We start from the raw sequence: 12,861 nt of genomic DNA on the forward strand, positions 1-12,861 counted from the left end.
CAAAACGCATCAAAAACACATCAAATGACCCATCGCTTTCCAATCAAAGAGATTGCCCGGCAGGCAGGCTTGGGACCGGCAACCGTTGACCGTGTCCTAAACAACCGCGCCCATGTCAGCGCGCAAACCCGCATGCGTGTCGCCGCCGCGATCGAAGAACTGGAAGGCCAAGAAGCGCAACTTGCGGCCAAAGGAAGACGCCTGTTCTTTGATGTTGTGGTGGAAGCCCCCTCTCGGTTCAGCACCGAAATTAGGTTGGCAGCAGAACAGGTTATTCCAAGCATTGGACCGGCGATCTGCCGCCCGCGTTTCATCATGCAAGAAATCATGGAAGAGCAAGACGTCATTCAGGCTCTCAATCGTATCGCGAAACGCGGCAGCCATGGGGTTTTGCTAAAAGCGAAGGACACTCAGAAAGTCCGAGATGCCGTCGATCAACTGACATCCGCGAAAATCCCAGTTGTGACGTTGGTCACAGATATCGACGTGAAAAGCCGCCTGGCCTATGTCGGCGTCAACAACGCTGGCGCGGGTCGGACCGCTGCTTTCTTGATTTCTAAACTGTTGCGAAATGCGTCCGGCAAAGTTCTGGCAACGCGCAGCCACGAACGTTTCTTAGGTGAAGAAGAGCGCGAAGACGCCTTTGTCGCCGCACTCAAACACAGCCATCCGCAGCTTGATGTTGTTTCTTTGCAAGGCGGCAGCGGTGTGAACCGGGAAACCTCCAAGCTTATTGAAGCGAGTGCGGCAGACTTGAACAATCTGCGCGCGGTCTATTCCATGGGGGGTGGCAACCAATCTATTTTAGGGGCTCTGGATGATCGCGGATTGAAACCAGACGTCTACGTCGCACACGATTTAGACCGCGAAAACAGAGAGTTGTTAGAGCAACGCAAGATCGACTTTGTTTTGCATCACGATCTTTCAGGCGATATTGCAAATGCTTTCCGAACATTTTTGTCCTACCATCGCCTCACCTCAAGTTTTGAAGGCCCCACCATCTCAACCGTAAATGTTGTTACGGCGGAGAACATTCCAACATCTTCACCGCATTTACAGCAAAGAGCATTGTTATGAGCGTCCCAAGTTTTGAAGACTTCACGAAGCGTATATCGGCGCTGCCCGACGTCACTGTGGCGCAATGGAAAGACACGGAACTGCTTTGCGTTTTCCACAATGACAAAGAACTGGGCCATTTCCACGGCCAAACTGTTTTAGACATTCGCCTGACGCCCAAGATCATCAAAGAAGAAGGCCTATCTCGGGCCATCTCGGCGCAGATCCATCCGAAACGCAGTGCCAACTCTCGTTGGATCGGAATTCCAGTGGAAAACGAGGCCGATCGAGCCATGGCGCTGGGGTTGATCGAACGCGCGTGCAGCTTATGAACGCAGGAACAGAGGCAGACGTTAAAGCAGTCCTAACAAACTGACTCTATTCACAAAAAAACGAATCATTTTTGCATTTTGGGGATTCACAAGGCGAATCACCTGTGGCATAGTGTTTGCATAGAGGGTCAAAAAGGCCCCAAGTTACTGAGGCAGACGTGGCGAGTACCATGGCAGTATCCAAATCCCGCCCGGCGATTGGCGCAGCTCTTTTCTTTGGGGTTGCTTTCAGTCTAGCAGTTTATTTCACCTTTGCCGCTGTGCAGGGGGATTATGGACTGTTCCGCCGGGCGGAGATTTCGGCTCAGACGCAGCTACTGGAAAAAGAGCTGGTCATGATGCAGGCGGAAGTCGCGCGTATGGAAAACCTCACCAAACGTCTCTCTGACGACTATCTGGATCTGGACCTTGTCGACCAGCAAGCACGCTCTGTGCTGGGCATGCTGCGTTCGGACGAGATGGTTATCCGTTAAGTCCCTTCACCCCCTGACAATTTTCCGCTGGCGCAATTCCGCTTGCCGTGGTTTCATGCTTCCAACAATAGTTTAATGCTAAACTATAATGCTAGGGAGGCGCGCAACCGATGGCTGCGAAGAAAGCGACCAAGAAGCCGAATGTCAGCGGTGAGGAACTCAAAGAGTATTACCGGGAGATGCTCCTGATCCGCCGCTTTGAGGAAAAAGCAGGCCAGCTATACGGCATGGGTCTGATCGGCGGTTTCTGCCACCTTTATATCGGACAAGAAGCGGTTGTTGTGGGCCTAGAGGCGGCAGCGGAAGAAGGCGACAAACGCCTGACCTCTTATCGCGACCACGGACATATGCTTGCCTGTGGCATGGACCCGAACGGCGTCATGGCCGAATTGACGGGCCGTGAAGGCGGCTACTCAAAGGGTAAAGGCGGCTCGATGCATATGTTCTCGTCAGAGAAACATTTCTACGGCGGCCATGGCATCGTGGGTGCACAGGTCCCGATTGGGGCTGGTCTTGCATTCTCTGACAAATACAAGAAAAACAACAGCGTCACCTTCACCTATTTCGGCGATGGCGCTGCAAACCAAGGTCAGGTCTATGAGACCTTCAATATGGCCGCGCTTTGGGATCTTCCGGTAATTTTTGTCATCGAAAACAACCAATACGCCATGGGCACGGCGCAACAGCGCTCCACCTCATCGCCTGACATTTACGTGCGCGGCGAAGCCTTCGGCATCCCCGGTGAAATCGTCGATGGCATGGATGTGCTGGCGGTCAAAGAAGCCGGCGAAAAGGCGGTGATGCACTGCCGCGCGGGCAAAGGCCCCTACATTCTCGAGGTCAAAACCTACCGTTACCGCGGCCACTCCATGTCAGACCCTGCCAAGTACCGCACTCGTGAAGAAGTCCAACGTGTTCGCGAAGAAAGGGACCCGATTGAGCGCGTGCGCGAGATGCTTTTGACGGGAAAACACGCCTCTGAAGAGGATCTGAAAGCCATCGACAAAGACATCAAAAAGATCGTCAACGAAAGCGCGGAATTCGCCAAATCCAGCCCAGAGCCAGCGGTCAGCGAGCTCTATACAGACATTTTGGCGTAAGGAGACACTGAAATGGCTATTGAAATCCTTATGCCCGCCCTTTCTCCGACCATGGAAGAAGGCACCCTTGCCAAATGGCTTGTTAAAGCAGGTGATACCGTCAGCTCTGGCGATATCATTGCCGAGATTGAAACCGACAAAGCCACCATGGAATTTGAAGCGGTGGATGAAGGTGTGATTGGCCACATTCTGGTGCCTGAGGGAACCGAGAATGTGAAAGTAAACGTGGCGATTGCGACGTTGTTGGAAGACGGTGAGGAAGCCGGCGCGGCCCCTGCCCCGTCCGCAGCCACTGAGGCTCCTGCGCCGGCGGCAGAACCTGCGCCCGCGACGCCTGCAGCGGTTTCTGAAGCGGTGCCAGTCATGAACCTCGCGCCCGATTGGCCAGAAGGCACTGAGCTCAAGCAGCAGACAGTGCGCGAAGCGCTTCGCGACGCTATGGCCGAAGAAATGCGCTCTAACGAGGATGTCTTCCTCATGGGGGAAGAGGTCGCCGAGTACCAAGGCGCTTATAAGATCAGCCAAGGCATGTTGGATGAATTCGGCAGCCAGCGTGTGATCGATACACCGATTACCGAACATGGTTTTGCGGGCATCGCCGTGGGCGCGGCCTTTGGCGGACTGAACCCGATTGTGGAATTCATGACGTTTAACTTCGCCATGCAAGCCATTGACCAGATTATCAACTCTGCTGCCAAGACGCTCTATATGTCCGGCGGCCAGATGGGTTGCCCCATTGTGTTCCGCGGCCCCAATGGCGCTGCGGCCCGCGTGGGTGCGCAACACAGCCAAGACTATGCCGCATGGTACGCGCAGATCCCCGGCCTTAAGGTCGTGATGCCCTACTCAGCAAGCGACGCGAAAGGCTTGCTGAAATCCGCAATCCGCGATCCAAACCCAGTGATTTTCCTAGAAAACGAGATCCTTTACGGTCGCTCCTTCGATGTGCCAGTGCTGGATGACTTTACCGTTGAAATCGGCAAGGCCCGCGTCTGGCGTGAGGGCGAAGACGTGACCCTCGTCAGCTTTGGCATCGGCATGCAATATGCGCTTGAGGCTGCCGACAGGCTGGCGGAAGACGGCATCTCTGCGGAAGTCATCGATCTGCGGTCCTTACGCCCGATCGATTACGACACAGTGCTGGCCTCCGTGATGAAAACCAACCGCTGCGTCACGGTTGAAGAAGGCTTCCCGGTCGGCTCCATCGGCAACCACCTGTCTGCCACCATCATGGAACGCGCTTTTGACTATCTGGACGCCCCGGTGATCAACTGCGCGGGCAAAGACGTGCCCATGCCTTATGCAGCCAACCTCGAAAAACTCGCCCTTGTGACCACCGACGAGGTGGTCGCAGCGGTCAAACAAGTGACCTATCGGTAAGGATCCCCCATGTTCTGGAAGAAAAAAGAACAGACCCAAATCCAAGAGCCGATGCTGATCGCGCTGCGGGTCGAAGACGCTGAAAGCACCCTTGCGGTGCATGTGGATCCTGTCCAGCTCAAGAACCCGTCCGAGGCGGGCTTGATGCTGGCTGACATTGGCCGCCACATGGCACAAGCGCTCGCCAATGCGGGCTATGAAGGCAATGAAGAGCAAGCCTTCAACCAGATCATCACCATCTTCAATGCGGAAGCCAATTCCCCGACCAAGCCGATCGCTGCCCCGATCAATACGGGCAAGGTTCAGTAAGGAGACGCCGAAAATGCCAATCGAAATACTGATGCCCGCCCTATCGCCAACCATGGAAGAAGGCACGCTTGCCAAATGGCTGGTGAAAGAAGGCGACGAGGTCAATTCCGGCGACATCATTGCTGAAATTGAAACCGACAAAGCCACAATGGAATTTGAAGCGGTGGACGAAGGCATTATGGGCCCGATCCTGGTTGCGGAAGGCACCGAAGGCGTCAAGGTTAACGCGCCCATTGCCATGCTGCTCGAAGACGGCGAAGACGCCAGCGCGGTCACCGCCCCTGCCCCTGCAGCGACAAACGCACCGGTCGTTGAAGCCCCCGACACCCCTGCTTCTTCTTTGCCCAAATACTCAAACAACGCAGCGCCTGCGGCCCCCACTGCCGCTGATGGCGCACGTATCTTCGCCTCCCCGCTGGCCCGCCGCATCGCTGCGGACAAAGGGATCGATCTGGCAAGCTTGCAAGGCACCGGTCCCAAGGGCCGTATCGTGAAAGCCGACGTGCTTGGCGCAAAACCAAGCGCCGCAACTCCGGCCGCAACATCCACGCCAGCCGCAAGTGCAACTGCGATGCCATCAAGCCCATCCGCTGACATGGTCGCCAAAGCCTATGAGGGCCGTGAATTCGAAGAAGTCTCGCTGGATGGCATGCGCAAAACCATCGCGGCGCGGCTCACCGAGGCGAAACAGACCGTGCCGCATTTCTACCTGCGCCGGGACATCAAACTCGACGCACTTTTGAAATTCCGTAGTGAAATCAACGCGCAACTGGAAAGCCGTGGCGTCAAACTCTCGGTCAATGACTTCATCATCAAAGCCGTGGCCCTTGCCCTTCAATCGGTTCCTGCTGCCAACGCCGTTTGGGCCGGCGACCGTGTGCTGCAAATGAAAGCAAGCGACGTGGCCGTGGCAGTCGCCATCGAAGGCGGTCTCTTTACACCGGTGCTTCAGGACGCGGATCAAAAGTCTCTATCTGCCTTGTCGAGTGAGATGAAAGACCTCGCCACCCGCGCCCGGGATCGCAAACTTGCGCCCCATGAATATCAAGGCGGCAGCTTTGCCATCTCTAACCTTGGGATGTTCGGCATCGACAATTTCGACGCCATCGTGAACCCACCCCATGCGGGTATTCTCGCGGTGGGTGCAGGGGTCAAGAAACCGGTGGTGGATGCAGAGGGCAACCTTGCTGTGGCCACGGTGATGAGCGTGACCATGTCCGTAGATCACCGGGTCATTGATGGCGCTGTGGGGGCGGACCTGCTGAAAGCGATTGTTGAGAATTTGGAGAACCCGATGGCGATGTTGGCATAGCCAGCAGAGACAAAGCCAAACTCCATTTAATGGTGCACTTTTTGGTGGATCGGGGAACGTCCATCCTGCGAACAAAGCGTTAGTTTGTTAACAAACGCCCTATTGCAGCGTCCCGGGCATTGCATCACCGGTGCGGAGGGTTGCGGTTCGCTTGGATTTTCTGAACACGTTCAGGCCAAGTGGAGCGGATAAAGGCAAGAATGTCCCAAATATCATCTTCCGTGAGGGCATCTCCAAACCCGGGCATACCACTTTTAAAGCCATCGATGCCACGTGCGACTAACGCCGCCTCGCCTCCCAGTTGGGTGTATTCGAACAAAAGCTGATTGTCGTGGTGCCAAGTATGTCCGGTCGCGTCATGTGGCGGCGCAGGACGAATGCCATTGTCATTAGGCGTCTGCCAATTTGGTTGCCCTTCGAGATTAACACCATGACACGACGCACATTGTTCCGCATACAGCGTTTGACCATTGCTCAAATCACGGTCGTCCAATTCGTGACCAGCACTTGCTCCTGTAGCGAAGCCAAAAAATAGGACGGTCAAAAAGTCCCGTTGGAACATAGGATACCTCAGTTCGGAAGGGTTAAAACGCTGGTGAGCGTCGCGGTTGCCGCAAAAATCACCAGAAGGATCAAAGCTTCGATTTCAATGGAGCGCACCAAATGGTGTGCTGCTTTAGTGTCCCCAGAAAGCATAGCCGGAACGAACCGCAGTTTGTTTGCGGCGGCCAGCGACAGAACGACACCTACAAATGCGAGTTTGATCAGAAGCGTTTGCCCATAGCCAGTTGCCACGAGCGCCCGGACATCGCCCAGCAACATCCAAGCCATTAAAAGTCCCGCCAAAATCAACGCAGGGACAATAACCGAAGCCAGCCGGCCGAACCGATGCCCCAACATAGCAGCACTGCTGAGATATTCTGGTCGTTGCGAAAGCGCACGCAAGGGCACAAGGATACCGATCCAAAACGCGCCTCCCAGAAGGTGTAGGAGTAACAGCAAACGGGCTCCGGTGAACTCCAAATCCGGCACATGCCCGATTTGGCAGAATGACCACAATGCAATCATTCCACCGGCAAGCGCGATCCATTGGCCGACGAATGGTATGAATACCGCAGCGATCATTAGGGTCGTCCCGACAGCTCGATAGATCAATACGTCACCAACCGGAGTCTGCCACAACAAACCGAGCATTTCTGGATCGGTCATACCATCAATTCCGCCCGTCAGAGCTGCACCGCGAAGCATAAAACTGAGGACAGAGCCAACAAGCGCAAGCCCCGCCATCAGTGCAATCCGACTGCGCATCATATCAGCCAGAGGCGACACCAAGTCAGCAAACACAGCTCGAGTGATCAAAAGACCGGTCGCACCACTGACGCCGACATACAGCATCAACTTGGATAATATCGCGCCTATTCCCCAGATATCGGGCATGCTCAATCAACCGTGAACGTAAATTCGCCCCGCATGGCGTGCCCATCTGCGCCTAACCCCCGCCATTCGATGCGATAGCTGCCTTTACCCATGCTTTGAATCGGCAGCGTAAACTCGCGACCAAAACTTGTGTGATCCCCAAGATCGAGTGTAACGCTATCAGCCTCCTGATGGATCATGCTGACCTTTGTAAGGCGAATGTCATCAGCGAAATTGAAATTGATCTCAGAGGGCACTTCGGAAACCGTCGCGCCGTTTTCGGGTTTGGTGGTATCCACGTTTGAATGGGCGAACGCCTGAGAGGCAAGCATGGCAATCAACGCAAATGTGGTAAGCTTCTTCATAGGGTATTCCTCAATTTATTCCATTGGCGCGCTGAATTTCGCGGATGTATTGGATGACCATCTCTGTGTCACCGCGGGTCAAACCTTCAACCGGAGGCATGTTGCCAAATTGCCAGTGGTGGCTTCTGACCCCCGTTGCCACTGCGCGTTGGAAAGACTCGTCTGCGTGATGGCTGGATTCGTAAATAACATGGATCAACGGCGGCCCTGCACCTTCAACCCCGACCGCGTTGCTGCCATGGCATGCGGCGCATGCGTTTTCGAATATTCGTTGCCCAATGACCGCGTTTCCTTCGAGACGCGGCATTTGTATGGCAACAATTGCGGTGCCCACAGCAGGTGTAGACCGCGAAGCGTTATCAGCTGGGGCGGGTCTTAGATTGATGTAGGTCGCGACGCCTACCAAGGCGCATAGTCCGATCAGGAGAGACTTCTGTTTCATGTTCTAGTCCTAACTTGTATTACAGATCAGCGCCGCAAATAAACTGCAGCAAACTGGAACGAGTTCGCTGACGCGAACAGCGTTGGAAATCTGTATTATGCGTTAGGTGGCCTGTCCGGGTTGTCCGGTTCATTGAGTGTAAACAGGTTTGGGGCTTGCCACGCCGCGATAATCTCTGATCGGTTGGGTGTTGACGGGAAATCCTGCGCGGTGAGAGTAGCGGCATTGCAAATGGACGGATTACATCCATCGTGCGCCGTGCTGTCAGACCCATGTATCCCATGTGTTGCGCTTCCATTTGGTGAATTTGAGGCGTGGCCAACATGGTGATCGACTAAAGAGGTATTAAGGTGAATTTCGCAATGCCCACCTATGCATTTTTCTAGCATCACATGCGCCCGATCGCCGAGCCCTGCGATCAGGCTTAGCACTAAAACAAGAAGTGTCGCAGTTATGGTTCGATGGATCTTCACACCGAAAATCTAGCGGAGATATCAATACAATGAAAGAAGACATTGATCCATCAAGCTGCGAATTGACAAAGATGGGCTGGAATTTCCCACTTAAACAAAAAAGGCCACCCGATCGGGTGGCCTCTCAATCATCATATCAAGACAATTAGTCCAGCTGATAACCCGGTGTGGATTGCATCAGAGCAATCTCTTCTGCGTCCATCTCTGCCTCGACCCCATCAAACAACGGCGTGGAAAGATACCGCTCGCCTGTGTCTGGCAGCATGCAGAGGATGTTTGACCCGTCCGGCGCTGTTTCGGCCACTTTCAGAGCCACAGCAAAGGTAGAGCCACCAGAGATACCGGTGAAGATACCCTCTTTCTGCGCCAGATCTTTGGCCGCTTGGATGCCATCAGGACCCGCCACAGGCAGCAGCTCGTCATAGCCGCCATTGTCCAGCGCCTCTTGCAGGACCAATGGAATAAAGTCCGGTGTCCAACCCTGAATTGGGTGGGCTTGCCAATCCGGGTGACCCGCCGCTGGCTGACCCGCTTCATTGCGCTCTTGTGGTGTGCCGCCACCCACCAGCGCCGCATTGGCTGGTTCGGTTAGGATGATCTTTGTGTCCGGGCTTTCTTTACGCAGAACGCGCGCAACACCGGTCACGGTGCCGCCGGTGCCATAGCCAGACACGAAGTAGTCCAGTTTTTGGTCGCCAAAGTCCGCCAGAATTTCCCGCGCTGTGGTGTTCTCGTGAATATCCGCATTTGCCGGTGTTTCAAACTGGGACGCCAGGAACCAGCCATTGGCTTCCGCCAGCTCTTTGGCCTTTTGGAACATGCCAAAGCCTTTTTGCGCCTTTGGTGTCAGAACCACTTTCGCACCAAGCATACGCATCAAGCGACGACGCTCGATCGAGAAGGTCTCTACCATTGTGATGACCAATGGATAGCCCTTTGCGGCACAGACCATAGCAAGGCCAATGCCGGTGTTGCCAGAGGTCGCTTCAACAACGGTTTGACCCGGCTTCAATTCACCACTGGCTTCCGCCGCTTCAATGATGCTCAGCGCCAGACGGTCTTTCACGGACGCGCCCGGATTGAAGGCTTCGGCCTTCACAAAGACATTCACATTCTTTGGTGCCAAGCGGTTGATGCGGATCACTGGCGTGTTGCCAACAGTGTCCAAAACGCTGTCATAGATGCGGCCCAAACCTTCAGTGGAGCGAGTCATGTTGTTGTCCTTTCAAGGGAAACGCCCGAGCAGGTCTCGGACGCAAACATATTGATATTAATTAGGTATCCTAGCCTTCGGGGATCTGATCCATACTGACCGCAGGTTGCGAACAGCCCGCATCCCCAACAATTCGTGCAGGTACGCCTGCCACCGTCTTGCAGGCTGGTACCTCTTCGAGCACCACAGAGCCTGCCGCGATACGCGAGCAATCGCCAACTTTGATATTCCCAAGCACCTTCGCCCCGGCACCGATCAGAACACCGTCGCCAATTTTCGGGTGACGGTCCTCTTCTTCTTTGCCGGTACCGCCAAGGGTCACGGAATGCAGCATAGAGACATTGTCACCGACCACAGCGGTCTCGCCAATCACGATAGAATGGGCGTGGTCGATCATAATGCCTTTGCCAAGGCGCGCGTTCGGGTGAATGTCGATGCCAAACACTTCAGAGCAACGCATCTGGAAGAAATACGCCATGTCCTTACGGTCTTGCATCCACAGCCAATGGGCCACGCGATAGGCCTGCACTGCTTGGAAACCCTTAAAGAACAGCATTGGCTGGATCAGCCGGTGGCATGCCGGATCACGTTCAAACACTGCGGTGAGGTCGGCACGGGCCGAAATCGCAATGTTGGGGTCACTTTTATGCGCCTCATCGCAAATCTCGCGCAGAAGCTGCTCTGACATCTCGCCCGAGGCAAGTTTCAAAGACACGCGATAGCTCAGCGCTTTTTCAATCGACTTGTGGTGCAAGATGGAGGAGTGGATCAACCCACCCAAAAGTGGCTCATCTTGCAAGGCGTCTTGGCCTTCCCGCAGGATCTGTGTCCAAACTGGATCAAGTTCCTGAATTTTGGGGCTTCGTTCTGCCATTGGATCTTCCTGTGAAGCTTGCTCTTTGTCCTAATAGTACAACAGTTAGGGATTTCAGAGCAAATTCAAGCTTGTGATGAAATGGATAACCGTCCCGAATGCAAGATATCGACCTGCATTCAAGGAGAGTTTCCTACGAATTCTGCGTGATTTGGACGATTAGACCGGTGCAAAACCGAAGGCTAGATTGGCGTCCTTCGGGTTTTGCGACCTTTGTCTTAGCCGTGTCGACCTTAGCGAGGTCGACGGCGATCCCGACGCATGGAAACGGACTGATTTGCCACTTCCAAACATGGTTTACAGTAAGGTTTGCCCGGCTCTGTTGGCAGGCCACAGAACCAGAAATCGTCAGTCGCAGGGTCACCAAATGGCCATTTGCACGTGCGTTCTGTCAGTTCCATGAGGCTGAGTTTCAACGCTTTTTTCTGCACTTCACGCTGTGACGCAAGCGCTTCTGGGCTCACTTCATTGGCAGAAGGCTGTGGAGGCAGCGGTTGGTTTGCCGGAATGATCTTACGGCGCGCGGGCACCACTTCTTTAGATGCTGGCGCAGCGGCAGGCTTTGCTTCCGCTTCAGGCTTTGGCGCCTTTGGCTCCGCTGCTTTGCGTGCTGGCTTTGGCTTGGCATCCGCTTTTGGCGCTTTGGTCGTTGCGGTCTTCTCCGCACGGTTAGACAGGCCCAGACGATGCACCTTACCGATTACCGCGTTACGGGTGACCCCGCCGAGTTCTTTGGCGATTTGGCTGGCCGACTGACCCTCGCCCCACATTTTCTTGAGAATTTCGACGCGCTCATCGGTCCAAGACATAGATATTTCCTATTTATGCGACGGCCCCGTCGGGCTCATCAAAAGGTTCAGCCGTATATAATCCAGATTTGAGCGGAATTCACAATGGCAATCCGTGCTTGATTCCCAATCAAGTTGCGAAAAAGTGTCCTTTTGGCATGACTTGGCCGATCAAATATCTGACCCAAAGCTTATGGCACCGCCTGCGACCCACTTTGAAACCGACGCCAGCGCGCCAATGCGTCAAGTGCATGGCTCAAAGCACAGCAGAACTCAGGGTCATCAAATGCGGCAGAACACCTCAATGGCGCCGGCAAACACCCCACGCGCCCCATTACACTGCCATTTCCAAACGCCTTATGCGCTTTAGAAAACCGTTTTCGAAACTTGTCAGCAGAATGCGCTTCCGCAAAAATCCTTGCGCAAGTGCCCCCCCAATAGCATCGCGGTTCTCGCGTCAAAACATGGGCCAGCGCAAAAATGTCACCGGGCAAAACGCGGCGCATTAGGAAATGGCAATCTGCGTCCGCGCTGCATGGCCCGGACCATAAAGTGCCGACACCTGCGCAACGTGGATTTCGATGACACCATTGACCCCATCATCACTTTGATCTGACGCCGAATAGGTCCAGCGCGCTTCTTTGAGTTCTTCTCGTCTCAAAAGCAGCTCACCTGAATATATCTCGACCACATAGGCTTCGACCTCCTCGCCAAGCGGCACTTCAGTGACACCCCAACTGTCCCCGCCGACACGGGTTCGCCGGATCCAGCCTATCTCAATGTCTCCAGAGACTTGCGGGATCGCCCTTAGGTGCACCGGCGCATATGGCCTTAGTCCATTTCCAGCAAAAGTATGGCTTTCCTGAATGTAGATTGGGTCGCTCAAGGGTCGTGACGCTGGACCCACGCGATATGTGCGCTCCAGACCTATTGATGCCGCGGGCAAGTCCAGTTGCTCTTTGTTTTGATCGAGAAGCACAAACCAAGACCCGGCGGGCCAACCAGAGGCATCGACGCGCTCGCTGCCATTTTGCCATCGGAGACAAATGGAAACCTCATAGGTGTCAGGACCAACCAACTCGGCTTCGGTGAACTGCAGCACTTCCCAATTTCCAGGGGTGCCATCACCGATTGCGGCCACATTCGCCCCTTCCAAAACCGCACTCGGGTCGACGCTTTGCAAATGTCCTGTGATCATCCGCACCCGGAAAGGCGCGGATCGATCCCAAGCACCGGGCGTGCCGGGCCTCAATTCGGTTTCCAACACACCAACAATGGGCGCGTGTGACAAGGTCGTGTTCAGCCGGAAATCGTTGTCCCCCACCGCG

At 54.7% G+C, this 12,861-nt stretch carries 16 protein-coding genes; 7 read left to right on the forward strand and 9 right to left on the reverse strand.

The genetic code is table 11. The annotated features are described in order from the left end of the window. Positions 1-24 precede the first annotated feature (24 nt). From TA5113_RS15995 to TA5113_RS16025, 7 genes are all read left to right on the forward strand, one after another. Positions 25-1,077, forward strand: a complete 1,053-nt coding sequence (locus TA5113_RS15995) for a LacI family DNA-binding transcriptional regulator (protein ID WP_058315878.1) — start codon at positions 25-27, stop codon at positions 1,075-1,077. Beyond that, positions 1,074-1,388 carry a luciferase domain-containing protein gene (locus tag TA5113_RS16000; protein ID WP_058315877.1) on the forward strand — a complete coding sequence of 105 codons (315 nt, stop codon included), beginning with the start codon at positions 1,074-1,076 and terminating at the stop codon, positions 1,386-1,388. The genes TA5113_RS15995 and TA5113_RS16000 overlap by 4 nt, the downstream gene beginning before the upstream one ends. Before the next feature lie 170 nt (positions 1,389-1,558). After that, complete coding sequence (locus TA5113_RS16005) at positions 1,559-1,861, forward strand: FtsB family cell division protein (protein ID WP_058315876.1); 303 nt, start codon at positions 1,559-1,561, stop codon at positions 1,859-1,861. A gap of 110 nt (positions 1,862-1,971) precedes the next feature. Continuing rightward, positions 1,972-2,961 (forward strand): pyruvate dehydrogenase (acetyl-transferring) E1 component subunit alpha, encoded by a 990-nt coding sequence (pdhA, locus tag TA5113_RS16010; RefSeq protein WP_058315875.1) that lies wholly within the window; start codon positions 1,972-1,974, stop codon positions 2,959-2,961. A gap of 12 nt (positions 2,962-2,973) precedes the next feature. After that, complete coding sequence (locus TA5113_RS16015) at positions 2,974-4,341, forward strand: pyruvate dehydrogenase complex E1 component subunit beta (protein ID WP_058315874.1); 1,368 nt, start codon at positions 2,974-2,976, stop codon at positions 4,339-4,341. 9 nt (positions 4,342-4,350) lie between these two features. Further along, on the forward strand, positions 4,351-4,650 hold the full coding sequence (locus TA5113_RS16020; RefSeq protein WP_058315873.1) for a DUF5076 domain-containing protein: 300 nt from the start codon (positions 4,351-4,353) through the stop codon (positions 4,648-4,650). A gap of 13 nt (positions 4,651-4,663) precedes the next feature. Next, the gene (locus tag TA5113_RS16025; protein WP_058315872.1) at positions 4,664-5,962 is read left to right on the forward strand and encodes a pyruvate dehydrogenase complex dihydrolipoamide acetyltransferase; all 1,299 of its coding nucleotides are present in this window, start codon (positions 4,664-4,666) and stop codon (positions 5,960-5,962) included. 124 nt (positions 5,963-6,086) lie between these two features. On the opposite strand, the gene TA5113_RS16030 is transcribed toward TA5113_RS16025, so the two are convergent. The 9 genes from TA5113_RS16030 to TA5113_RS17270 form a co-directional block, all read right to left on the reverse strand. Next, positions 6,087-6,524 carry a c-type cytochrome gene (locus tag TA5113_RS16030; RefSeq protein WP_058315871.1) on the reverse strand — a complete coding sequence of 146 codons (438 nt, stop codon included), beginning with the start codon at positions 6,522-6,524 and terminating at the stop codon, positions 6,087-6,089. Positions 6,525-6,532: 8 nt separating this feature from the next. Further along, positions 6,533-7,399 carry a CopD family protein gene (locus TA5113_RS16035; RefSeq protein ID WP_058315870.1) on the reverse strand — a complete coding sequence of 289 codons (867 nt, stop codon included), beginning with the start codon at positions 7,397-7,399 and terminating at the stop codon, positions 6,533-6,535. A 2-nt stretch (positions 7,400-7,401) separates the two neighbouring features. Continuing rightward, positions 7,402-7,743, reverse strand: coding sequence for a copper resistance CopC family protein (locus tag TA5113_RS16040; protein ID WP_058315869.1), 342 nt, complete (start codon positions 7,741-7,743; stop codon positions 7,402-7,404). 10 nt (positions 7,744-7,753) lie between these two features. Continuing rightward, a complete protein-coding gene (locus TA5113_RS16045; RefSeq protein WP_058315868.1) occupies positions 7,754-8,185 on the reverse strand; it encodes a c-type cytochrome in 432 nt (143 codons plus the stop codon). A 618-nt stretch (positions 8,186-8,803) separates the two neighbouring features. Further along, positions 8,804-9,871: a cysteine synthase A gene (cysK, locus tag TA5113_RS16050; RefSeq protein ID WP_058315867.1), complete on the reverse strand. Its 1,068-nt coding sequence runs from the start codon at positions 9,869-9,871 to the stop codon at positions 8,804-8,806. A 70-nt stretch (positions 9,872-9,941) separates the two neighbouring features. After that, on the reverse strand, positions 9,942-10,745 hold the full coding sequence (gene cysE / locus TA5113_RS16055) for a serine O-acetyltransferase (protein ID WP_058315866.1): 804 nt from the start codon (positions 10,743-10,745) through the stop codon (positions 9,942-9,944). A 233-nt stretch (positions 10,746-10,978) separates the two neighbouring features. Further along, a complete protein-coding gene (locus TA5113_RS16060) occupies positions 10,979-11,554 on the reverse strand; it encodes a GcrA family cell cycle regulator (RefSeq protein ID WP_058315865.1) in 576 nt (191 codons plus the stop codon). A 170-nt stretch (positions 11,555-11,724) separates the two neighbouring features. Then, the gene (locus TA5113_RS17475) at positions 11,725-12,039 is read right to left on the reverse strand and encodes a DUF7742 family protein (protein ID WP_058315864.1); all 315 of its coding nucleotides are present in this window, start codon (positions 12,037-12,039) and stop codon (positions 11,725-11,727) included. Next, positions 12,039-12,861 (reverse strand): GTA baseplate fiber-binding domain-containing protein (locus TA5113_RS17270; protein ID WP_442338348.1); only part of this gene is annotated, 823 nt, incomplete at its 5' end. The genes TA5113_RS17270 and TA5113_RS17475, both read right to left, overlap by 1 nt.

The organism is Cognatishimia activa (genome assembly GCF_001458335.1).
GTDB lineage: Bacteria > Pseudomonadota > Alphaproteobacteria > Rhodobacterales > Rhodobacteraceae > Cognatishimia > Cognatishimia activa.